This is a genomic window from Streptomyces sp. NPDC037301 (assembly GCF_055602785.1).
The window spans coordinates 105,336-127,602 of the sequence record NZ_JBVJWD010000019.1 but is presented as its reverse complement, the minus strand read 5'-3'; the positions used below and the strand labels follow the sequence as shown (position 1 = coordinate 127,602).

At 68.1% G+C, this 22,267-nt stretch carries 19 protein-coding genes and 4 pseudogenes; 16 read left to right on the top strand and 7 right to left on the bottom strand.

Annotated features, from left to right (window positions below; genetic code table 11):
• Positions 1–8 precede the first annotated feature (8 nt).
• The 3 genes from ACZ7IB_RS27965 to ACZ7IB_RS27955 all read left to right on the top strand — a co-directional run bounded on the left by ACZ7IB_RS27965 (position 9) and on the right by ACZ7IB_RS27955 (position 3,397).
• Positions 9–689 carry a BPL-N domain-containing protein gene (locus ACZ7IB_RS27965; protein WP_470916569.1) on the top strand — a complete coding sequence of 227 codons (681 nt, stop codon included), beginning with the start codon at positions 9–11 and terminating at the stop codon, positions 687–689.
• A gap of 650 nt (positions 690–1,339) precedes the next feature.
• Entirely contained in the window at positions 1,340–2,008 is a 669-nt protein-coding gene (locus ACZ7IB_RS27960) for a response regulator transcription factor (RefSeq protein WP_329831654.1), read from the top strand.
• Between the two features lie 12 nt (positions 2,009–2,020).
• A complete protein-coding gene (locus ACZ7IB_RS27955) occupies positions 2,021–3,397 on the top strand; it encodes an ATP-binding protein (RefSeq protein ID WP_470916568.1) in 1,377 nt (458 codons plus the stop codon).
• Positions 3,398–3,681: 284 nt separating this feature from the next.
• Here ACZ7IB_RS27955 and ACZ7IB_RS27950 read toward each other — a convergent pair whose 3' ends face one another.
• The gene (locus ACZ7IB_RS27950; protein WP_470916567.1) at positions 3,682–4,620 is read right to left on the bottom strand and encodes an ion transporter; all 939 of its coding nucleotides are present in this window, start codon (positions 4,618–4,620) and stop codon (positions 3,682–3,684) included.
• A 164-nt stretch (positions 4,621–4,784) separates the two neighbouring features.
• Here ACZ7IB_RS27950 and ACZ7IB_RS27945 point away from each other — a divergent pair, with 164 nt between their 5' ends.
• From ACZ7IB_RS27945 to ACZ7IB_RS27935, 3 genes and pseudogenes are all read left to right on the top strand, one after another.
• Positions 4,785–4,931 (top strand): twin-arginine translocase TatA/TatE family subunit, encoded by a 147-nt coding sequence (locus tag ACZ7IB_RS27945; protein WP_470916566.1) that lies wholly within the window; start codon positions 4,785–4,787, stop codon positions 4,929–4,931.
• Between the two features lie 90 nt (positions 4,932–5,021).
• Positions 5,022–5,317 (top strand): annotated as a pseudogene (locus tag ACZ7IB_RS27940) (M56 family peptidase); the annotation flags it as partial.
• Between the two features lie 230 nt (positions 5,318–5,547).
• The gene (locus ACZ7IB_RS27935; protein ID WP_470916565.1) at positions 5,548–6,228 is read left to right on the top strand and encodes a hypothetical protein; all 681 of its coding nucleotides are present in this window, start codon (positions 5,548–5,550) and stop codon (positions 6,226–6,228) included.
• 36 nt (positions 6,229–6,264) lie between these two features.
• Here ACZ7IB_RS27935 and ACZ7IB_RS27930 read toward each other — a convergent pair.
• A pseudogene (locus ACZ7IB_RS27930) lies at positions 6,265–6,612 on the bottom strand (sporulation protein); the annotation flags it as partial.
• A gap of 627 nt (positions 6,613–7,239) precedes the next feature.
• Between ACZ7IB_RS27930 and ACZ7IB_RS27925 the strand changes: the two are divergent.
• From ACZ7IB_RS27925 to ACZ7IB_RS27915, 3 genes are all read left to right on the top strand, one after another.
• Positions 7,240–8,703: an RNA-binding domain-containing protein gene (locus tag ACZ7IB_RS27925; RefSeq protein ID WP_470916564.1), complete on the top strand. Its 1,464-nt coding sequence runs from the start codon at positions 7,240–7,242 to the stop codon at positions 8,701–8,703.
• A gap of 1,294 nt (positions 8,704–9,997) precedes the next feature.
• Entirely contained in the window at positions 9,998–10,852 is an 855-nt protein-coding gene (locus ACZ7IB_RS27920) for an alpha/beta hydrolase family protein (RefSeq protein WP_470916563.1), read from the top strand.
• Between the two features lie 118 nt (positions 10,853–10,970).
• Positions 10,971–12,371 (top strand): carboxylesterase/lipase family protein, encoded by a 1,401-nt coding sequence (locus ACZ7IB_RS27915; protein ID WP_470916562.1) that lies wholly within the window; start codon positions 10,971–10,973, stop codon positions 12,369–12,371.
• A 39-nt stretch (positions 12,372–12,410) separates the two neighbouring features.
• Here ACZ7IB_RS27915 and ACZ7IB_RS27910 read toward each other — a convergent pair whose 3' ends face one another.
• Complete coding sequence (locus ACZ7IB_RS27910) at positions 12,411–13,592, bottom strand: PucR family transcriptional regulator (RefSeq protein WP_470916561.1); 1,182 nt, start codon at positions 13,590–13,592, stop codon at positions 12,411–12,413.
• 154 nt (positions 13,593–13,746) lie between these two features.
• Between ACZ7IB_RS27910 and ACZ7IB_RS27905 the strand changes: the two genes are divergently transcribed.
• Entirely contained in the window at positions 13,747–13,995 is a 249-nt protein-coding gene (locus ACZ7IB_RS27905) for an RHS repeat domain-containing protein (RefSeq protein ID WP_470916560.1), read from the top strand.
• Positions 13,996–15,441: 1,446 nt separating this feature from the next.
• On the opposite strand, the gene ACZ7IB_RS27900 is transcribed toward ACZ7IB_RS27905, so the two are convergent.
• Entirely contained in the window at positions 15,442–15,582 is a 141-nt protein-coding gene (locus ACZ7IB_RS27900) for a DUF8094 domain-containing protein (RefSeq protein WP_470916559.1), read from the bottom strand.
• A gap of 1,038 nt (positions 15,583–16,620) precedes the next feature.
• Positions 16,621–17,454 (bottom strand): PIG-L family deacetylase, encoded by an 834-nt coding sequence (locus tag ACZ7IB_RS27895; protein ID WP_470916558.1) that lies wholly within the window; start codon positions 17,452–17,454, stop codon positions 16,621–16,623.
• A 478-nt stretch (positions 17,455–17,932) separates the two neighbouring features.
• Here ACZ7IB_RS27895 and ACZ7IB_RS27890 point away from each other — a divergent pair.
• The 3 genes and pseudogenes from ACZ7IB_RS27890 to ACZ7IB_RS27880 form a co-directional block, all read left to right on the top strand.
• Positions 17,933–18,189, top strand: a pseudogene (locus ACZ7IB_RS27890) (GlsB/YeaQ/YmgE family stress response membrane protein); the annotation flags it as partial.
• 381 nt (positions 18,190–18,570) lie between these two features.
• Entirely contained in the window at positions 18,571–19,224 is a 654-nt protein-coding gene (locus ACZ7IB_RS27885; RefSeq protein ID WP_470916557.1) for a hypothetical protein, read from the top strand.
• Positions 19,225–19,550: 326 nt separating this feature from the next.
• Positions 19,551–20,087 (top strand): hypothetical protein, encoded by a 537-nt coding sequence (locus ACZ7IB_RS27880; protein ID WP_470916556.1) that lies wholly within the window; start codon positions 19,551–19,553, stop codon positions 20,085–20,087.
• Between the two features lie 12 nt (positions 20,088–20,099).
• On the opposite strand, the gene ACZ7IB_RS27875 is transcribed toward ACZ7IB_RS27880, so the two are convergent.
• Together ACZ7IB_RS27875 and ACZ7IB_RS27870 are read right to left on the bottom strand one after the other, a co-directional pair.
• On the bottom strand, positions 20,100–20,312 hold the full coding sequence (locus ACZ7IB_RS27875) for a hypothetical protein (RefSeq protein ID WP_470916555.1): 213 nt from the start codon (positions 20,310–20,312) through the stop codon (positions 20,100–20,102).
• A gap of 26 nt (positions 20,313–20,338) precedes the next feature.
• Complete coding sequence (locus tag ACZ7IB_RS27870) at positions 20,339–20,677, bottom strand: DUF6233 domain-containing protein (protein ID WP_470916554.1); 339 nt, start codon at positions 20,675–20,677, stop codon at positions 20,339–20,341.
• Here ACZ7IB_RS27870 and ACZ7IB_RS27865 point away from each other — a divergent pair.
• The 3 genes and pseudogenes from ACZ7IB_RS27865 to ACZ7IB_RS27855 all read left to right on the top strand — a co-directional run bounded on the left by ACZ7IB_RS27865 (position 20,662) and on the right by ACZ7IB_RS27855 (position 22,254).
• Complete coding sequence (locus ACZ7IB_RS27865) at positions 20,662–20,958, top strand: transposase family protein (RefSeq protein ID WP_470916553.1); 297 nt, start codon at positions 20,662–20,664, stop codon at positions 20,956–20,958. The two genes, ACZ7IB_RS27870 and ACZ7IB_RS27865, sit on opposite strands and share 16 nt — an antisense overlap.
• Positions 20,862–21,245 (top strand): annotated as a pseudogene (locus tag ACZ7IB_RS27860) (transposase family protein); the annotation flags it as partial. The gene ACZ7IB_RS27865 and the pseudogene ACZ7IB_RS27860, both read left to right, overlap by 97 nt.
• 319 nt (positions 21,246–21,564) lie before the next feature.
• The gene (locus ACZ7IB_RS27855) at positions 21,565–22,254 is read left to right on the top strand and encodes a DUF6882 domain-containing protein (protein WP_470916552.1); all 690 of its coding nucleotides are present in this window, start codon (positions 21,565–21,567) and stop codon (positions 22,252–22,254) included.
• The last annotated feature ends 13 nt before the right edge of the window (positions 22,255–22,267 follow it).

The following is a 22,267-nucleotide window of genomic DNA, read 5'->3' as shown; positions in this document are numbered from 1 at the left end:
AGGAAGACATGATTCAGGCCGAGACGCCCGGACCCCGCCCGCTCGCGCTCGTCTACCGGGGACCGGCATCGCTGCCCGGTTGCCCGGAGGCGGTCGCGGACCTGCTCGCCGCCGGCCCGTGGGAACTGGATGTCCGCTTCGCCGGCCCGCGCGAGGCCCTGAAGCTGTCGGCCGAGTCGCTGTCCAGGGCCCTTGTGTACGCCCAGCCGGGTGGCATGTCGCTCCGGCCCGCCTACCGGAAGCTGAGGCGGCAACGTGACGCGATCCGCGGCTTCGTCCATGGCGGCGGACGCTACCTGGGCTTCTGCCTGGGCGCCTATCTGGCGGGGGCCACCCCCGGATTCGCCCTGCTGCCCGGCGACACCGACCAGTACATCCGCTCACCGGGATGCACAGTCCACGACACCGGCAACACGCTGGTCGGGGTGATGTGGCGCGGACGGGCCCGCACTGTCTTCTTCCAGGACGGACCGTACTTCGCGCTCGATGGAGACGCGGACGCGACTGTCCTGGCCACCTACGCCAATGGCGCCCCCGCCGCGGTCGTGACCCGGTTCGGTGCCGGCCGCGTGGGGGTCACCGGACCGCACCCGGAGGCCGGCGATGACTGGTACACCGACAACCGCCTCCCGGTCCACCACACCCGGGACCTCGCTGTGGACCTCGTGAATGCGGTGATGGAGAGATGACCGCGGTGCCCGCACCGACAAGCCTCGATCCGACGATCGCGGTGCGACTGTGGCTCGTCCAACAGGTCTGACACGCGGGTTCTCCGTCGACGGCGTCGGAACAGGGCCCGTCCCCGTCCAATGCTCGCCGGGCTGGCTGATCGCCGACATCGCCCCGGGCAGGAGCCGCGTTGCGGCGATCGCCGTCCGCCCCCGCTGACTGCGCACGGCGGTCGGCCGGAGAACCCGACCGGCCGCCGTGCGACTGGTTACCAAGGAGCAGTCGGTGGCTCTGGCTCTTACCAGCCGACCGGGTGGTCGGCGACACGGGAAGTGCGGATCAGGCGCTCACGCGCGTCCTCGATCTCCCTCTCCCGGTCATTCGCGGACCGCCTGTCGTCATCCGGCATCCTGTCCCTGCGCTCCCGCTCGTCACCACGCCGTGCCTGCTCTCGCGCCGTGTCGATCCCGCGTGCATCACGCTCGCCTCGCCGGACCTCCCGGGCCGGGCGCCTGTCTCGACTGTCTGTCATTGTTCCTCACCTCACCTGCTTGTGGCCTCCAGCGTGTGCTGCGGGCACTGAGAGGACCCTGAGAACCCGCCATGCTCTCAGCGGCTTCTCAGGGGACAGTCCGTACGGTGCGGCACTAGGGTGGATGGAGAGGCTGCCATGCGGATGCTGATCATCGAGGACGAGCGTGGACTTGCCGCGGCGATCGCCGACGGACTCGCTTCGGAGGGCTTCGTCGCCGACACCGCATATGACGGTGTGGACGGGCTCTGGCGGGTCCTCCACGAGCCGCACGATGTCATCGTGCTGGACATCATGCTGCCCGGCCTGTCCGGGTACGAGGTCCTCAAGCGGATGCGGGCAGCAAATGTGTGGACCCCTGTGCTGATGCTCACGGCGAAGGACGGAGAGTACGACGAGGCGGACGCCCTGGACCTCGGCGCCGACGACTACCTGAGCAAGCCGTTCTCGTACGTGGTACTTGTGGCCCATCTGCGGGCGCTTCTGCGCCGAGGCGCACCACCCCGGCCCGCGGTGCTCGCGGTCAACGACCTCACCCTGGACCCCGCTCGCCGGCGGTGCCGTCGCGGGAGCCATGAGATCGACCTGACTGCAAGGGAGTTCACCCTCCTGGAATTCCTGCTCCGGCGTGCCGGCCAAGTGGTCAGCAAGACAGAGATCCTCACGCACGTGTGGGACGAGAACTTCGACGGCGACACCAACATTGTCGAGGTTTACGTCGGCTACCTGCGGCGCAAGATCGACACCCCGTTCGACCGCCAGACCATCGAGACCGTCCGCGGAGCGGGCTACCGGCTGCGGAGCTGAGGAGGACAGCGGATGCACGTCGACATCCGGGCTTGGTGGTCCCGCCGGTCACTGCGGCTGCGGCTGACCATTGCGGCTGCCCTCATGATCGCGTTCGGACTGGCCGGCGCCGCTGTGCTGCTCGTTCTGTGGCTTCAATCAAGTCTCGTCAGCGAGCTCGACCAGACCGCACTGCAGGACGCCCAAGTGGTTGCGGCAACCCTTGAGGCCGAACCGCGCGGCACCGAACTGCACAACACCTTCCACGGCGAATCCGCTGTCCAAGTGGTCGACGCCAAGGGAACAGTGCGAGCCAGCTCGGCGAATCTGCGCAACAAACCCCGGTTGTTCGACTTCCCGCCGAACGCATCCGGTACCCCACACGCCCGCACCGTCCACGACGTCCCAGTGGGCGAAAGCGGTGCCTGGCGTGCTGTGGCCGTCCCGGCCGGTACCCACCACGACCCGATGACCGTGTACGTCGCCATGTCCACCGAGGACATCGACCGTGGCCAGGCCAAGCTGACGTTCGGCCTCGCCATCACCGTGCCATCGGTCGTGGCCCTGCTCACCGGCATCGTATGGCTGCTCACCGGGCGCGCGCTGCGCCCTGTGGATTCCCTGCGCACCCAGACCGCCGAGATCACTGCCTCGGACCTGGGGCGCCGACTCGACGTGCCCCCCGCCGAGGATGCTCTGGGCCGGCTCGCGAAGACCTTCAACGACCTGCTTGGCCGCCTGGAGGCCTCGACCCGGCGGCAGCGAGGTTTCGTCGCCGACGCCGCCCACGAACTGCGCAGCCCTCTGAGTACCTTGCACACACGCCTGGAGGTCGCAGTCAGCCATCCCGAAGCCGCCGACTGGCGATCACTCGCCCCAGCCCTGCTCGAAGAGACCGAACGGCTTTCCCGGCTCGTCGACGATCTTGTACAGCTGGCCCGCCTCGACGCCCGCCCACGCCTGCGCAAACGCCCCGTCGACCTGGACGAGATCGTCTTCGCCGAGGTGGGTGAGGCCCGTCAGCGTACTTCACTCGTCATCGACCAGCGCGCCGTCAGCGCCGCACGAGTCCACGGTGACAGGGATGCCCTCGCCCGCGTGGTACGGAACCTGCTGGACAACGCGCTTCGCCATGCCGCCACCCGCATCGACATCCGCCTCTACGTCCTGGACGGCACCGCAAACCTGGTCGTAACCGACGACGGGCCCGGCATCCCTGCCGCCGACCGGCAACGCGTCTTCGAGCGCTTCACCCGACTCGACCACGCGCGCGCACGGGACACGGGCGGCAGCGGCCTGGGGCTGGCCATCGTCCGCGACATCGTCACCGCCCATCACGGCAGCGCCCACATCGAGGCCAACCACCCAGGTGCTCGGGTCGTCGTACGGATTCCCGTCGGTGATCGGTAGCGGCCGAGTCAGTGGGGGCGCGTCCGTGGATCGTTCGGACGAACTGTGGCTGCTGATCGATCCGTTGTTGCCGGAGCCGGAGCCGGAGCCGGGGCCGAAACCGAGAGGCCGGAGTGCGGGACCGGCTGCACGCCGTGCTGTCGGCCGGGCTCCGGGGGCATCGCGCGCTGCTCCTGTTGCTCGCAAAGCGGATACCTCGGTCGTGCGAGGAAGGTGGCTGCGGCGACCCCGGACCGCACAGCGGCACCTGGCCGACCGCGGGCCATCCGCGGTCGGCGCGTGGGTCACGGCGCTTGTGCCGCCGATAGCGTTCCTGCTTGCGGCAGGGCTGCGTCGGCTGCCGGGGCTTCGCCAGGAGTTGTGCGGTGAGGGGGCGAGGCCGTACGTGCGAGTTCCTCATCCAGGTCGTCCAGGGCGCGGCGGGCCGAGGCGATGCGCTCGTGAAGTGAGCCGCCGTCCACCGGCCCTGCGGCCACGGAGGGTGATTCCTCCGCTCTTTCCATGTCGCGGGCCTCGTCGAGCGAGGTGATGACCACACCGATCAGGACGTTCACGAGGACGAACGAGGCGAGCAGGACGTACGAGGCGTAGTAGACGATGCTCCAGCGTGAGATCTCCAGGCCCGCGCGAACTGCGTCGCCGATGCCGTCCAGAGTCATCAGGAGGAAGAGAGTGAGCACGGCGCGGCCGATGGAGCCGTAGTGCTCCGGGTCATGGCGGGCGAAGAAGACCCAGCCCACCATCGCGTAGACATACAGCAGCAGTGCTCCGACGAGCAGGAAGCTGAGTGTGCCGGGCAGACTGCGTCCGACCGCCACCAGGACGATCCGCAACTGGGGCAGAAAGCGGGCGGTGCGCAGGACGCGGGCCAGGCGCAACAGCCGTAGCACGGTGGTGTTCTCGCGTACGACAGGGAGGAACGCGCTGAGGACGACTGCGAGGTCGAAGAGGTTCCACGGGTCGCGGAAGAAGTCTTTCGGACGGTCCGCGTGGGCAGCCAGGCGCAGCAGGATCTCGACGGTGAAGGCTGCCACGCAGGTGTGCTCGGCCAGGCGTAGCCAGCGCTGCCAGTCGTCGACGACCCCGGTGTACGTCTCGATCCCGAGCAGTGCCGCGTTGGCGAGGATCAGGGTGAACACGGTGACGGCGAACCAGCGCGCCTCCGTGAGGGCGCGGCAGCGCCGCGCCAGGGACAGTCGGGTCGTGGGGATGCCGTCGGTCATCCTGCTCTGTTCCTCCGTGCAGCACACTGCTCCCGGCCAACCGGGCCGGAAGGCGGGCTTGTTGAATGATCACGCTCCAGGAGAGACTTCTACAGCAATGTAGAGGACGATGTGTCACCGGTACGCCGGTCGGCCGCCGTCCGACCCGGCAGAGAGCAGACCTGATGTTCGGCTTGAGTGAACTTGCCCTGATCCTCCTCGTCGTCGTCGTGGTCCTCGGGATCAAGAAGCTGCCCGAGCTGACGCGTTCGGCGGGCAAGGCGGCCCGGATCTTCAAGAGCGAGACCAAGGTGCTCAAGCGTGACGAGTGACGAGCCGGCCCGCCCGGAGAGGACGGGCCGGCGCCCGCTGTGGCTCCCGGACACCCTGACGGCTTCAAGGAAGGCTGGGCGAACTGCCCCGTGGGAGTCTTCGTCTTCCTGCCGCTGACGGCCGATTGCCCGTCTCGCCGAACCCCGTCCCCATCCGCGCGTCGCCACCCGTCCGCTGTCCGCCGTCGGGGCCCTCCTCGAACTGTGCAGCGCGCTCTGCCTCGGCCTGCTCGTGAGCGTCGGCACGGCCCGGCACGGCCCGGCTTCCCGGCAATCCGCTCCCGGACGGCTGGGCTGACCCGGAGGTGCGGGCCGCGGTACCGCACGACGAGGTCGTCGGCAAGACCGCGATCGGCGCGCGCGTCGCAGCGGCTGCCTCCTGCGCGTTTTGGTGCGGGACCCAGCGGGCTTTCTCTTCGCCACGAGCGAGTCTGCATCGTCGGTGCGGACTCCTTGATGCGGTCCCCCAGGGCCATGAGAACTTCATACGTCGTCGAAGGCTGGGCCGGTCCCCGAGGAGGCCATCCCCGATGCCGCACCGGTGTCTGCAGCAACGCAGAAACCAGCGAGGAGACGCAGAAGTTCGGCCCGGCCGACGAGCTTGATGATTCCCGGGATGGCGAAGCGCAAGGTGCGGCGACGGGCACGCGAGATCCTGGGGGAGGATCCCGTGGCTCTGGTCTGGTGCGAGGTCCACAAGCCCATACCCAAGCCGCCCGAGGAGACTCACCGAGCCGCAGGCAAGGGGCGGCTCAAGCCGGGACACCACTGGCTGCTGTATGCCGGAGCCGTGGTGTTCTTCTTCGTGGTCGTCCCGGTGATCCTGATCGACAAGCTCAGCGACCGCCTCGTCCGACCGCGGTCGTCGAGGCGGTCGCGGGGACAGCAGCCGGCCGCGGCGGGGACGGCTTCCGTTGCGCGCGGGTCGGCGCGGGGCCACGACCCGGCCATGGATCCGACCAACGGCATCTTCGACGGGAACTGGGACCTGACCGCCGGCCGACTGCTCCTGCGCTGGTACGGGCACTCACCCAATCCGAAGCGTCTCGTCATGCTGGCCCACGACCGGGTCTGCGTGGCCGCGTCTCCGCGCCGTCGGCTGTCGCCCACGAAGGCGGACGACTTCCGGACCGTCGCGGAATTCCCGTCCCACCAGGTACACGTCGACGGCGAGACCGGTCAGCCACGCGGCTTCGCCACGTTCCGACTGTGCTTCAGCGACGGCTCCTGGCTGGAAGTGGGACGCCTGGCCGAGGCCGAGGACGCCGACCACTTTCTGCGCGCCGTCGGCGCGTGACCCATGCGGGCAGCCGCTGAACACCCGGTGGTGTGCTCAGCCCTCGTCGTCCCCCTCGTCCTCGTCGGTCTCGAAGAAGTCCCCGATCTCGTCGACGACTTCGGCCGCGACCATGCCGCCGACGACACCGACGGCGAGACCCGCCGCACCGGCTGCGACCGCCGTGCCGATGCCCGGGCCCGAGCGGTGGTGGCTGTCGTGATGGTCATGACGGTGTTCATGGTGGGTGCCGCCGTACGGATCACCGTGTACGTATGTGTCGTGCGTGCCGTACGACGCGCGGTGATCGATCAACTCGCGGATCCAGCCGTCGACTTGCGTGTTCCAGTCGCGGGTGGCGGCTTCGTGATGACCGACCGTGAAGCGGGTCAGAGCGTCGTGGCCGGAGGAGACCGGAGAATGCCTCGATGCGTACGGACCCCATACGGAAGACATGGTCCGTGCCGACGAATTTCGTGCCGCCGACTTGGATGTCTGCGTCGTCAACGCTTGATGTGGCGGCGAAGGTGGGCACGTCGTAGTGCTGTCGTCCCTGACGCGTGGTGAGGTACTGCGCGGTTTGGGGTCCTCCGCCGGCCAGCGCGGTCAGGTTGGCAGCTCCGGTACGGGCCAGGAGCTGACCGAACCAACCGCGGTCGGCCTCGGCTATTTGGAAGCCGTCGGCGGTCCGTGCGCGTTTCCCGTCGCGGGCGGGTATGTGAATGGCGTTCGGGTAGGGGATGCCGGCCTTGTCTCGGATCTCTACATCGGCGTTTCCCGGGGCACCCGGTGTGCGGAGAGGGAGAAGGGATTCGCCTCGCGTCTGCAGTGCGTTGACCACGATTCCGCCCTGCCCCATGAGAGTGCGACGGCGACGGGCGGTAGAGCACTGCCGGCAGTCGAACAGCATCACCGTCTCACGGTCCGAACAGTGGCTCCTGTCCATCCCCGGGGTTTCGGGACCGAGTGCGGCGTGCCTTCTTAGCCAGGTTCTTGTCGTAGCCGCGGGCGTGGTTGCGTTTGTGTCGCTCCTTGACTGCCGTCGCTTTCGCCTTCCGGCGCGCCCGGCTGCAGCACGTATATAGCGTCCTACGAGGAAAGGACCTCGAAACCGGCAAGGTCACCGCCGCTCGACGACAGGAGCAGTTCGACCGGCTCGCCCAAGCGCACACGAAGGTCCTGGACCTGACCAGCTGGCACGAGTTCTTCCAGTGCGTCACGGCGGCCGGCTTCCGCAGCCGCAAGATGATCACCTCCGACAACGCCCTGCTGTACAGCTACACGATCTGGCTGATCGGACGCCACGACTTCGGGCTGACGGCCGATGAACTCCGTCCCGTGATCGGACGGTGGTTCTTCATGGCGCACACCACCGGCCGGTACTCCAACTCGCCGGAGTCACAGATGGAGTTCGACCTGGGACGGATCGGCAGTCTGCCGCCAGGTGACGGCCGAGCCTTCACCGCGGAACTCGACCGGATCATCGCAGCGAACTTCACCGGCGACTACTGGGACATCTCCCTGCCGAACCGGTTGGACACATCCTCGTCGCGTTCACCGGTGCTGTTCGCCTTCCAGGCGGCGCTCAACATCCTCGACGCCGAAATGCTCCTCGGCGACCAACGAATCCGTGATCTGCTGGACCCCTCAGTCAAACCCGCCAAGGCTGTCGACCGGGACAACCTGTTCCACCGCAAGACGCTCGCCAGACTGGGTATCACCGACCGGCGCCAAGTCAATGCCATCGCCAACATGGCCTACGTGACGTGGCCAGCAGGCGAGCTGTCCAACACCGACGCACCACATGACTACTGGCCGAGAATCACGGACGCGATGGACCCGGAGGTGCTCGAGCGGCAGGTACGATGGCACGCGCTCCCGGTGGGCTGGGAACAGCTCGACTATTTCACCTTCCTGGAACGGCGGCGCCAGCTAATCGCCAAGGTCGTGCGGGAAGCGTTCGAAACCCTCACGGGGGAACGCCCTGCGTACGTCCCAACCACCCCGGCCGACATGATCGCCGCCGGCGAGTCCCAGGGCACCGAGTTCAAGGCCAGCGCCCGCTGGAACGTGCACACCCGGCAGGCCGACAAGTCCCTACGGCACAACATCGTCAAGGCCGTCTGCGGCTTTCTGAACGGCGAGGGCGGAAACCTGTACATCGGCGTCGCCGACGACGGGACTGTCCTCGGCATCGAGAACGACCTCACCACTCTGGAGTCGCAGGCCAGCGTCGACGGGTACGAGCTCTTCGTACGCCAACTCCTCGACAGCAGCCTGTCGACCCCGACAGCGACCACCGTCCGCGTACGCTTCCCCGAAATTTCCGGCAACGTCGTCTGTCAGATCAGCGTCGCCGCGGCAGGTAGGCCGGTGTTCGCCAAGCCCGCCAAGGGCGGCAACGGCGCCACCGACTTCTGGGTCCGGATCGGCAACGCCACCAAGCAACTCCACGGCGATGACCTCCTGCGCTACCAGGAGGAACACTGGGGATGAGCGTCCTTATGGCTAGCCCTCCGACCAGAGGGGAATGACCTCGGGCCTGTCACTGGTCTAGACCACGGTCCGGTTGCTGCCGAGAGCCTTGGGAGTCGCACTCACCAGACGGTGTGGGCGGCCTACACATTTGGGCACATCGACGGATGGCGCCGGTGGAGTCCGGTCCGTCTTCTCGGCCTCCTCGTCGACCAGCTTGAACACACAATGGCCCGCGCACTGCGGGGCGGTCCCCAAGCAGCAAGCGCAGGCTGTCGGCCGTGACGCTCGTTTGGCGCTCTGGACGCCAGCAAGCCGGGGCGAGAACCGATGAGGTTGCTGTGACCTGCGCTTTTCCGTAACCGGCTCAGACCGACGTCATACCGATGACCTCGCACGTGGAGTGCGTGGCGATTCTGGAGCTTGCCGCAAGGGCGTCTGACCTGCTGTTTCCTCTGGTTCTTCAGGCTGCTGGATGGTCGTTGACCTGTTTCCGCGTGTGCACGACGTGGAACGTGTCGGGGGACCAGGGAGAGGGATTGGCCTGCGGCTTCGTGAACGTCGTGCGAGGCGGTGGACGCGGTGCCCCTACTCCGCAGGGCGTATGGGAAACCGTCCTGACGCTGGTCCCGATGGAGCGTCAGACGAGTAGCCCTCTGGCCCGCATGGTCGTCTGCCGCCCATGCCGTCTTTCCCCTGGGCAGATGGTGTCAGCGGAAGAGATCGGCGGGGCAGGGCTCAGCGACCGATCGTGCCGCGAGCGGCATGGACTCCGTCCTCGACGATTCCTCTGAGCCAAGAAAGGTCGTTCACAGCCACCCGCACCGCTTCCCGCTGCCCGGCCCCCGTCCGGGCCTCCCGAGTCCCTCTCAAGAGGACCTGCCTGGACGGGGGCCTCGTCGCCTGTGCCTGTGCGGGCAGCCCGACCCCGCGGGCCTGGCGGATTGGCCCCAGCGGCTCGCGCTCCGCCGGACGATATTCGGTGCGCAGCACCGTGGCTCATGTGACGCTCGTTCTGATGGAGCATCACCTGATTGACCGTGCAGGTCATGCGGGGCGGACGGTGCGCGGGGCTTTCTCCGTTCCCGGCGTTCTCCTCTCGGGACCGGGCGGCGGGCTCTCTGTCGTAGCGGCGGAACCGAGCATGGCACCCTCACCGCGCTCAGGCCTCTCGGAATGTTGCACAAACTCCGGCGTCGCTGCTTGCCGCGATTGCGCAGAGACGGGTCTCGAACCGTGCTTCAGGATGTGCGATCAGACAAGGCGTGAGCCGGATGAAACATCCAGTTCACCGTGACGACATCGGGAGTCCGCTGTGCTCTGGAGAAAACTGCTCGTCCCCCTGACCTCGCTCCTGCTCCTGCTGACGGCTTCTGCCGGCGCGGGAGCGGCAGCGGCGTCCACCGGTTCCCCCGCCGGTGCCAGTGCCGAGGCGGCCGCGGCCGACTACGGCGCTCCCGGCCCCTACGCCACCGCGGTGGAGGTCGGGGCGGTGACCACCCTGTACTACCCGCGTGACATCGCGACCAGCGACCGCCGCCACCCCGTGATCGTGTGGGGAAACGGCACCTTCGCCTTCCCGGTCGTCTACCGCGACCTGTTGCTCCACTGGGCCAGTCAGGGCTTCATCGTCGCCGCCGCCAACACCCCGCAGTCCAACCTCGGCATCTCCATGCGCGCCGGGATCGACCTGCTCACCCGTCGCAACGCCGACCACGGCAGCCCCTTCCACGACCGTGTCGACCTGGAGCACATCGGCGCGTCCGGTCACTCGCAGGGCGGCGCCGCCGCCATCGTCGTCGGCTCGGACCCGCGCATCGACACCATCCTGCCCATCCAGCCCGGGCCGCTCGCCGACATCGACGACGTACACGTACCCGCGCTCCTCCTGGCCGGGCAGAAGGACAGCATCGTCTTCCCCTTCCTGGTCAAGACCTTCTACAACGACGCCGACCACATACCGGCCATCTACGGGGAACTGCGCGGCGCCGATCACCTCACGGTCGTAGGCGACCCCGGCCCGTTCGCCGCGCCCACCACCGCCTGGTTCAAGGCGCACCTGATGGGTGACCAGACGGCGAGGGCACAGTTCTTCGGGGCCGGCTGCGGGATCTGCACCGACAGCGGCACCTGGTCCGACGTCCGCCGCAACGGCCTCGCAAACCAGTGACCCGCTCCCGGAGATCCCTTCCGCCGTGACCGGCGGCCGTCCCGATCCACGCCGCCCGCCCCTGACGCTCCCGCGACCAGGGGGCGGCCGGCCCCCGTTCGCACATGGAAGGACCGCCATGGACCTCATCGCGACCACCGGGCAGGGCAAGGTCCGAGGCCGTCTCCACAACGGGATCGCCACCTTCCTCGGCATCCCCTACGCCGCCCCGCCCTTCGGCGCCCACCGCTTCCGCGCTCCTGCCCCGGTCGAGTCCTGGGAAGGGGTACGAGACGCTCTGGAGTACGGGCCGACCGCCCCCAAACGCCCCTACCGCCCGCCCCTCGACCGGCTGATACCCGATCCGAGCATCGCCGGGGACGACTGTCTCAACCTCAACGTCTGGACCCCATCCGTCGGCGAGGGCCGGCTGCCTGTCATGGTCTGGATCCACGGGGGTTCCCTGCGCAACGGCTCGGCGAACCTGCCGCTCTACGACGGGGGCGCCTTCGCGCGCGACGGGGTGGTCCTCGTCTCCGTCAACTACCGGCTCGGCGTCGAGGGGTTCGGGGTCTTCCCCGACGCCCCCGTCAACCGGGGCCTCCTCGACCAGATCGCAGCCCTGATCTGGGTCCGCGACAACATCTCCGCCTTCGGCGGAGATCCGGCGAACGTCACCGTGTGCGGGGAGTCCGCCGGCGCGATCAGCGTCGCGGCCCTCATGACCAGCCCCGGCGCGGCCGGGCTGTTCCACCGGGCGATCCTGCAGAGCGGCCCGCCGCACACGATGTCGCGTCGAGAGGGCGCGAAGACCGTACGGTCGATGGCGAAGAGACTGCGGATCCCGGCCACCGCCGAGGCGTTCGCGGCGGTGGACCGAGACCTGCTGCTGGACGCGCAGGCCGCCGTCGTCGACCGGTCCGACCCCATCGGCGGCGGTCCCGGCTTCCACATCGTGGTCGACGGCGACGTGGTGCCCGCCGCCCCGCCCCTTCCCGAGGCCGACCTGCTGCTGGGCTGCAACCGGGAGGAGTACCGGCTGTGGTTCGTACCCGGCGGAACCGTGGACCGGATCAGCCGGCTCACTCTTCGGCTGGCACTGCTGAAGATCCGTGTCCCGCAACGCGTGGCACGCCTGTACCGAGCCACCCGGCCGCACGCCAAACCCGGTGAGATCCTGGGAGAGATGGCCACCGACCTGCTGCTGCGGGGGCCGCTCAACCGCCTCGCCGACTCCCGGCCCGCCCGCACCTTCGTCTACGAATTCTGCTGGCGCTCGCCTGTGATGGGACTCGGCGCGTGCCATGCGCTGGAACTCGGCTTCGTTTTCGACAACCTGCGCGCCGCCGAGGACCTGACCGGGCCCGGCGCGCCCCAGCCACTGGCCGACGCCATGCACCGGGCCTGGGTCGCCTTCGCCACTACCGGACAGCCGGGCTGGTCCGGCTGGAACGCGGACCGGCCCGTCATGGTCTTCGACCACCCCGGCGCCGGCCCGGTCCTCGCACCCCGGCACGAGGAACTCGGCGCCTGGCTCTGACAGATGACAGGCCGAGCGCTCGCCGACGCCGGCCGTGGTTCATCCGCTTTCCGCTGCTCCTGCGGATCCCTGCCATCCGGTGACCCCGCGGTGATCCGCGGGCCCGGCCAGGTCCCTGGCGACGAGCGCCGCCTGGATCAGCCGCGCCTGCGCGGGAACCGCGAGGTCGAGGCCCGTCAGCGCGCTCACTCGCTGCAACCGGTAGTCCAGGGTGTTGCGGTGGACGCACAGCTCCAACGCCGTCTGGCGGCGGTTGAGCCCCCGCTCCACGAACACGCGCAGCGTCTCAAGCAGGTACGGATGCTCCTCCAAGGGGTCGAGTTTGGCCGCCAGCCGCACCAGGCCGTCCCCGGGGCGCGCGAGCTGGTGCTCCAGCAGCACGTCGTCGAGGCGGTAGCACCCGGGCGGGCGTCCCAGGCGCCGGACGAGATCCAGCACGCGGCCGGCCTCCTGCGCCGCCGAGGAGATGGCCGCCGGTACGGTGGAGCGGGCGGCGGCGGCGCGCACGGGCTGCCCCACGTCCTTCTCCAGCCGGGCCACCAGGCCCGGCACGTCGGACCTGCCCGGCAACAAGGCGATCCGAGCGACGTGGTCCATCAGCACAGGGATCCCGGTGAAAGCGTCGAGCGAGGACTGCACCAATCTGCTCGGCGGGTCGGACTCGAACGCGAAGGCAACCACCTCGTACTCACCCACCACGGCCACCCGCGCCACGCCCGCCAGCTCCTCGTACGGCCGTCCTGCCAGCAGCGCGCCGAGCAGGGCCCGCCGAACGCGCTTGTCCTCGCTGTGGAGGTCCTCCTGGGCGTTCTGGTGGGCGAGGACGACCGCGGGCAGCGCGGCGTGCAGGCAGGCGAGCAGCTTGCCGCCCGCCCCGGCCAGCTCACCGGGCTCCGCGACCTCGGTCAGCGTCTGCCACCACACCTCGGCGCCGATCAGGTACGCGGCGATCACCGCCTCCAGGGGGACGTGCTCCTCGGCCCGGCGCGCCGACCACTCGATGAGCCGGGTCAGATCGCCCGGCCCCATCGGGCCCCCGCCGCCGTCGCGCAGTGCCCTGAGCAACAGTGCGTGCACCGCCGCGATGGACCGCGCCACCTCGCCCTGGAGGGTGGCGCGGGGCAGCGCCCCGTAGAACGGCGCCTCCGCCGCGCAGCGCGCGACCACGACGGCCGTGAGGTCACCGACCCGGGCGGCCATCCGGGCGTGCAGGTCCGACATCGGCGCATCGTCACACCGCCCCGGCCGTGCCGTCAATCGGAGCCCCGGCTCCGGCGGCGCGGGCAGTGCGTCGGGCGTGTCCCCGAACCGCTCCCGGCCGCCAACTCGTCGACGAAAGAGGCGACGTCACGTGGCACACCCGTAGCATGCCAACTTGCGTATGACAGGTGTCATCAATCCCCAGGGCCTGGAGTGGCACTACGAGTACGATCCGGCCGGACGTCTCATATCCGAGTCCGGCTTCGATGGTCGCACCGTGACGTACACCTACGACGCGGCCAACCGGATGACCGAAAGCCCGCCTCCTGGCGGGAGGATCGCCCTGTGGCGCAAGGGACTCGCCACGCCCCGTGGTACGTCTCCGCGGAGCCGTCGGTCGGCGGGGACGCTGCCGCGCGTTTGATGCCGAAGGCCAGGCGGTGGGCGTCGGGCAGGTCGATCGCAGTGTCGGTGCGCCGCGTCATCAGCCCAGCTCGATGAGCTCCCGGAGCAGAGACGCCGGGTTGTCGACCCCCTGGGGGCGCTCCCCTCGTTCTTCAGCTCTTTCGAGGCGAGTCATGCAACAGCGGTGTCGGAAGGCATGCCCACGCGTGCCGGTGGGCCCGGGCACCGCGTTCCGGCTCACGCACAACTGGGTACCGCTGAAATGCTCCAGGCCGGCGACCGTCGAGGTTGGTCGGCTCGGCGAACGGGTCCGTAAGCCGGAGCCGGCCGCCGTGAGTGTGGCCGGAGGCTGCAGGTCGATGCCGTGGCAGACGGCGTCGCGAACGACGACGGGTGGTGGGTGAGGAGGGCATCTTCGTGCGGGTGTTTTCCACCGGACGCAGCCCCATGTCCCGTACCTGCGGCGAGCCACTGTGTCACGAGGCCACATCTGTACGCACCGACGGTCACCCGTGCCGACTGCTCGACGACCCCGCAGTGCGGGCACGCTTCGACGGTGGCCGGCGCCCAGGGGCGAGCACCGACCGGTGATTCCGCACGCTCCGGGCATGTGCAGGCAGCTCCTCGGGAGCGGTCACACCGCGTCTGACCTGCAGGTTCTCTGAATGTCGATTCACGTGACGTCTTTCCGATGACGCACCACGTGGAGTGCGTGGCGATCCTTGAACCGGCCGCGAAGGCCGTCTGACCTGCGTTTTCTCGGGTGGGTATTATGTGCGTTGTGGGCGTTACCGGCGATATCTTGCCGCTGAAACGACGCTCGTGACGCTCATTTGACGCTCGTTCTGATGGGCCGTCATGTGCGATTAGGTGCAGGTCAGACGGGCCTGGAGGCTGCTGCTCCGTAGGTCGCCGCTCAGTAAAGTGCTCGTCTGCTGTCCGGGTTGTAGCGATATCGGCGAGCGCGAAATGTGCGCCCCGAGCTTCGTCCGTAGCGGGTTGCCGGGATCAGCGGCCCATCCGCCCCCACAGCCGTCCTCAAGTCGCGGGATCGCAGCCTCCCTCCTGCTCACGCCGATGCATCCAGGGATGCGAGGATGTTTCGCATCCTGTCCAAGGTGGCGGGAAGTAGATCAGATCTATTCTCGCTCGGCAAGGGTTCCAGCGGACAAACGTGTGGCCTGCCGGCACACAGCGAACCCGTCGCGATGGTCGGAGGCGGAGGGCTGGTCCCGTGTCGCGCTCTTATCGGCTCGTGACGGGTTTCCGCATCCCTCGGTGCTGACATTGATCAGATCTATGGTGGGTCTTCGAACTTGAGCGGTGCCCGTCAGGAAGCGCGGTGGTGGGCAGGCGCGCTATGCGTTGGTGGGCGGGACGGAGTGCACTGGTGGTCCGGAGGCGTCGGTGCGGCGCAGTTGAAGCCGACCAGGTGGGAGGGCAGCGGCCTTCGTCGGCGCGGTCGTTACATGGGGCAGACGAATGCGAAGAGGATCAGCGCGCCGCGGTCGGTGGTCTTGAGCGCGTAGGCGTCCGGGTAGCGGTTGGTGGCGGCGAAGACGCTGGTGCCCTTGTCGCCGAACCGCTTGCCGTTCTTGTCGTGCACCAGCTCGCCCGCGAGGTCATCACCCGCATGGAGCGCAAGGGGTGGAAGGGGTCACGGCCCGAGCAGCTCATCCGGGGTACGACGGGCTCTTCGCGAAGCTGACGATGCTGGCTCCGGCACCGCCGTCATCTACGCGACCCATGAGCGCCCTACCGAAGCGCCCCCGTTCAACGAGCTGACCGTCGTCTTGACCACCGAGTCCCTGCGCGACGAGGAATACGGCTCAGCCCGATGCGACGATCAAGGATCTGGTGGGAGCCTTCAGGGCCGGGTCGACCACGCGGCGCCGCGGTGGCCGGGAACTCCTCGGTGCCGAACACTGCCCCGAGCGGGGAGAGGACGGCAGCCACATGAGTGTCTCGGTGTGTGTCCACCCCCAGAACCACCTCCCCCGTGGGACGGCGTCGGCGGGCACGCGGGGCAGGGGACGTACTGGACGTGTTCTGTCTGGGCATGCCCGTTCGCCTTCCGGTCCGATGGCTCATCGCGTTGCCGGCACCGGGCCGCGTCGGGCGGTCAGAATTGTGATGACGCCTGATTGATCGGCAAGCCCCTATCGAGACACACCCCGCCAGCCCGGCACCGACAACGCACCACCCCCGGCCAACGGCCGACGCTGTGTGAGAAAGACACCCCAGTCAAACCTCTCATGAGTCAGACCCCGGACCCAGGACAGCACCCACCAATTCTCCCGCCCAACATGACGTATTAGAAGCTGTATTCAATCCCGACCGATGTCGGCGACCATTCGCCAACTGGCGCCCGCTGGCGACAGCGACTGCATGCAACAGCGAGAAAGTAATGGCCATCAGGCTCTCAAGGCTCCTGTCGCGAGGCGCAGCACCATCGTCACCTGCTCCTCCCTCCCGACATGGAATCCGGACCGCTTGCCATCGAGCTTGGACTGGCTCCTAACTGCTTCGCACAGGCAGGCCCTTCTCACCACCTGGATCGTCCGAAAGTTCCGGAGGCGTGCGTGACCCGCTCGATCGCGCCGTGCGGCCGATGAGCTTCCCGTGCCCCGGTCGGACGAAGGGATCAGCGCAGTCCGGCGAAGAGATCGTTCTCGGGTACGGCCGCGCCGGTGGCGTCCTTGACACGTACGAAGGTCTCCATGCCCATCAACTCGCCGAACCTCTCCTTGCCCATCTTGAGGAAGAAGATGTTCTCGCCCTGACTGGCGTGCGCGGCCAGCGCATCGAACTTCTGACCGCTGAATGCGGTGGTGTCCACCCACGTGGTGATCTCATCGTCGGGGAGGCCGATCTCGGCCATCGCGGTGGCCTCGGCAGGATCCGGCTCCGGCATGTCCTCATGAAACTCGCGCAAGGTCTCCCCGAACCGCTGCATCATCGAGCGGGGCATCGTCGTCCAGTACACCTTCGGTGTCAGCGCGGTCATCTCAAGCGCCGCCATCGTGATGCGGTTGGCCTGGATGTGGTCGGGGTGGCCGTAGAAGCCGTTCTCGTCGTAGGTGACGACCACATCGGGTCGGTAGTGCCGCATGAGTTCCGCAAGTCGGACAGAGCCTTCTTCCACGGGGGTCTGCCAGAAGGATCCGGGGGCGTCGTTGCTCGGCCAGCCCGTCATCCCGGAGTCGGCATAGTCCAGCATCTCCAGATCGCTGACCTTCAGGACGTCACAGCTCGCCTTGAGTTCTTGGCGGCGTATCAAGGCGACGGCCGCCGGATCGTGCCCGGGATCGCCCGGCTTGACGCCCCCCGTTCCGTCACCGCAACCGCCGTCGGTACATGTCACGAGAACGGTGCGGATGCCTTCCGCCGCGTACCGCGCGAGGACCCCTCCGGTTCCGGTGGCCTCGTCGTCGGGGTGAGCGTGCACTGCCATGAGCGTCAACGGCCGGTCAGTCATGAAACAGTCCTCCTGCAGAAATACGTCTTGGTCCGAGTGCGCGGCGGGCGCGCCGCGATCTTGGAGTCCGGACCCTGGTGGGGCGGCCGGCCCTGTGGTCTCCGTGTTCTCCGCCCGTGCGGCGCCGGTTCCTCGGTCGATGCAACCGTGCCGGCCCGACCGGTTGTTCCCGGCGCAGCCCATTGGTCTTCCAGGCGTCGGAGTTTCAACGCGAACGAGGTACAGGCGCGATCTGCACGTCTCAGCGCAACGTCGGCCTCTGCGGACCGACATCCTGCGCTGCGAGGTCGGCGATGACTCCCCGGCAGCTGTCTTCGCGGGCAGCGACCAGCTCGGCCCGGATGCGGAGCCGTCCATCACTGATCGGCACCCCCGTCCATCCACCGCACAAGAGACTGCGTGATCAACGCTTGAAAGCACCGGCACGGTAAAGACGGTCCTTGACACCGTTTTTATACCACCAGGTAGGAGAGGCGCTATGGGCATCATTGCTTGGATCATCATCGGGTTGCTCGCGGGCCTCCTCGTCAAGGCGCTCATGCCGGGCAAGGACCGGGCGGCATCATCATCACGATGCTCATCGGTATCGCGGGCGGTCTGCTCGGCGGCTGGCTCGGCAAGGTCATCTTCGGCGTCGACTCCATCGACGGCTTCTTCGACCTCTCCACCTGGATCGCCGCCATCGTCGGCTCGCTCATTCTTCTCGTGCTGTACCGCGTCGTCATGGGCAACCGCCGCCCGTCAGTGCTGATGGCGCTCTTTGAAATTCCCCGCCCCGTACTCAGGTGGCGGACAGCCCTGCTCACGTTGTTCCCCATCCTCACTGTTGGGAATGGGATGTCTGATCAACTCGGCACGAGAAGGCGCCGAACGCCGTAAAGTGCCCAGATGTCTGCCGCGCACGCGCGCCCTTGGAGCTCCACTGTCGAAGCCCTCCTGACGGATCGCTATTCCTCGCCCGTCGAGGTCGACGCCTGGGAGCGCCTGGAACCCTGGGCTGTCGCGCGTGCGACACTCCGCGGCGTGGCGGCTCCCAGGACTGTGGTCGTCAAATGGGTGCGGAGTCATCCGAGCGAGACTCGCACCGAACCCTGGCGACTCCGTACCGAGCCGGCCATGCTCCAGTTCCTCTCCGACGACCTCGGTCTGACGCTTGCCCCTCGCGCTATCGCTGCCGACCTTTCCGAGGGACTCATGGTTCTGGAAGATCTGGCACCCCGCACTGCCCTCGACCACCTGCTCCGCCGTGACGGCGCTGCAGCCCATTTCGATCGACTGGCCGTCTTCGCCCGTGCCTACGGCGAACTCAACGCCGCCACTGTCGGTTTCGCCGACACCTACCGCGCGCGACGGGCGTCTCTCGGGACGAGCAACCCGGAAGCCGATCACGTGGGCTGGTTCGCCCAGCTTCGGGACGAGGCGCACGGACATACCGCGGTTCACGGCGCCGCCATCACCGGACGAGCTGAGATCGAACTCAACGCTGTTCTGACTGAGTTGAGCGAGCCTGGCCCGTTCTTGGCGCTCAGCAACGGCGATGCGGAGACGAACAACATCTTGCTCCACGAGTCAGGTCCCGCCGACGCCCGCCTCATCGACTTCGAGTCAGCGGGCTACACCCATGCCCTCCTCGACGCTGTCTGCCTGCCCCGAACACCGCGGCGACCTCCTCGCCGCCTGGCTGCGGCCACCGGTCCGGATGCCCCGCGAGGTCGACGAGCAGTTCCTGCACCGCAGCCCTCGCCCCGTGGGACGGCAATCCGTCCATGACCTCCGTAGCCAGCCACTCCAGCCGCACATTCCGCATCCCGTACCCCCGGGTGATCGACAGAGCAGCACGCTACGACGAGCTCGCCGATCTCGTTGGACCCTGTGGATATCCCTGTCAGGCGGCGACCCAGGGGCGCTCGCCCGAGGTAATCCGACCCTCCGCGGTCTCGACGTGTTTCGGCTTCCAGCTCTCGACTCCCTCTCCATAACTGGCGTGTACTCGCGCTTGTATGAGGTCACTCACGCGAAAACTGTTGTGTACGAGCATGAGTGACGCTACGTTAGGTGTGCGTCCACTCATGGGAGTGGCAACGAAGGGGGCAGCCATGAAGGTTCAGGTTCTACACGGAACACCTGCGGAGATCGCAGAGTTCCTGCGTCTCAGCGAAGGCGACGCCGGTAAGGCGGATGCCGAAACCCCTGATGTTCCGCTGGTCTCCGGCAGCGCTATGGGCTACGCGGAGGTGGCCGTCTTCGTTGAGGAGAGGGGCCGCAACGCCGACACCAACGCCCGAGTGCTGGAGTACATCAAGGGGGTCAATGGACTCGGCGTCGAGATCGTCGCCGGCACGTCCGCTCGAACCAAGGACGGGCTGACGGACTACCTGATGATCCGCGACAACGGCGTGCGCCGCTTCGGTGCCGTGGCCTACGTGAAGCCCGCGAACGGGGGGCTCACGTTGCGCCTCACCAAGGAAGACGTCGCAGACATCGACCCCACCCACATCAAGCTCCGCGATGTGCGTCCGGGGCACCAGTACGTGGTCAACTGCCCGCTGCGTGATGAAGTGGGGATTCGCATCGCCGTGGATCTGACGATCAGGGCACTCGGCAAGGTGCGCGGAGACGACTACGGTGCGTAAGGGCGCGACGGTTCAGGCCGGGTCCCACTGGTGGGCGCGGCCGCCCCGCCACTCCACCCACCGCGGATCATCGATCAAGGTCTCCGAGTCCGGGAGCCCGGTCCGCCGAAGGAACTCGACCAGGTCGTGATCGTCGTAGGCCAGGCCGAGGATCTGCCCGTAAGCGGTGACGCGCCGCCCTCCCGTCCGGGAAGGGCGGTGAACGACTAACGGGGCGGAGGCCATGCATCCATCGTCCGACGCGCCGGCGGTCACAGCACGCCGAGTTCAGTGTCCGGACGGCACAGCTGGCACGCCAGCCCGGTGTCCATGGCCAGCAGTCGCCGCGCCTCATCCGCCCCCACCAGTTTCACTCGGGGCCCGGCTGGTCGGCAATACCGTTGATGCACCGCGACGATCCGCCGCCCCTGGCCGATGCCCTGCTCGACCACCCAGTCCGGCGGCGGAGATGGCGGCTGGCGTGCCGCGACCTCGGCCAGGCGCCGCTCCTCGGCATAGCACCAGCTGCGGGCGCGGGCCAAATCCTGCTTGCGCACCCGCACCAGGAAGCGGAGTCGCTCCGGCCTCGACGTCGATGATTCTTCGGGCACGTGTTCGAGTCTACATTCATGACGTGCTGGCCTGCTGGTTCGGCGTGGACCGCTCGACGGTCACCCGGGCCATTGGTGAGGTGCGGCCCCTGCTCGCCGAGCGAAAATGCACCATCAGCCTCGACGTGCGGCTGCGAACCTGGCCGAGGTTGTTGACCATCTCGGCGCGACCGGGAAGACCGGCATCATCGACGGCACCGAGATCCGTGTCCGCCGCCCGGCCGTCGGTCGCAAGAATCGGGATCGCTTCATCTCCGGCAAGAACAAGCAGAACGCTGTGAAGGCAATGGTGTTCACCGACGGGGACCGGCGGCTGCTGTTCTGCAGCCCGACCAAGCCCGGAAGGTGCGCGGACATCACCCACGCCCGAGAGTTAGGGCTGGTCAGGCTCCTGACCGATGGTCCAGCAGTCGAGATCCTTGCCGATGCCCGCTATCAAGGACTCGGAGCACAGGCAGGCGGACGCATCGTGACGCCACCGCACCGCAAGTTCAAGAAGAATGCCCCGGACTGGTACGAGGAGATGCGCGAGCGTCAGCGCAAGGCACACTCCTCCCGACGAATCCGGGGCGAGCACGGAATCGCCCACCTGAAGAACTGGCGGTGGCGGGCACTGGCCCGTCACCTCGGCCGCCGCTCTTCCGAATACCGGGCTGCACCCACCACGACACCTCCATGCCAGATCCCACGATCTGGTCCTCAAGAGATCTCCACAAAAGCGGGCAAACCCCGCCCGGCGACACCACCCTCCGGGTCATCAACAACAGGAGGGGGAAGTCATGCCGGGCCCGAAGGCCGGAGGCCCCATTGCGGAGCCACGAAAAAGGTGACGGGGGGACGGAGCCCGGGCTACCTGTCGTTGGGTCTCGCCCCCTACGCTCGTGATCATGACAAACGGATTCAGCGACCAGTTCCTGCTCGAGGCGGAACGGCACTCCGTCTGGGGCGCCGCTCAGCTCGAGGCGCTCATGGAGTTCCTGCCCGAGGCGCCGTGGAGCGCGGACCTGCCGACGTGTTCGTACCAGCAGGGGGAGGTGCAGCTACGGGTCGGTGTCCTTGGGACGTACGACATGGAGGGGGGGTCCTGGCTGTGGGGCTGGGCAAATCCGGGGCTCGGTGGGAGTGAGGTCGTGGCGTTGTCCGCTGCCGTGGCACGGTACGGGCGGGCGCACGGGATTCCTGAGTTCACCACTGAGGAACTCGATCTGTCCGGGTTCGACGATCCTCGGCGGGCCGCCGAGATGCTGGCCTTCGCGGGGATGGGGGTAGCCAACACTCCCGGGTACATCGGGCAGCCCGCCGGGCCCGGCACCCAGGTGTACTTCCTGCCCGACGACCCGAAGGTGCCGAGCGCCGAGCTCGATCCGGTCGCCCTGCCGCGCGTGCTCATGGCCGGGGTCTCACTCATCGGGCGTTCGCCGCGGCAGGCCGTCACGGGGTACTTCGAGCACCACGGGGTGCCGCAGCGCGTGGAAGGCGACCGGCTGATCGCCGATCTGCCGACCGGGAACGCCGCCGTTGTCTCCTTCGACCGGATGGGGCGGATCGGCAACATCCGGCTCACGGTCAGCGGCTGACCCGGGGGCAGTG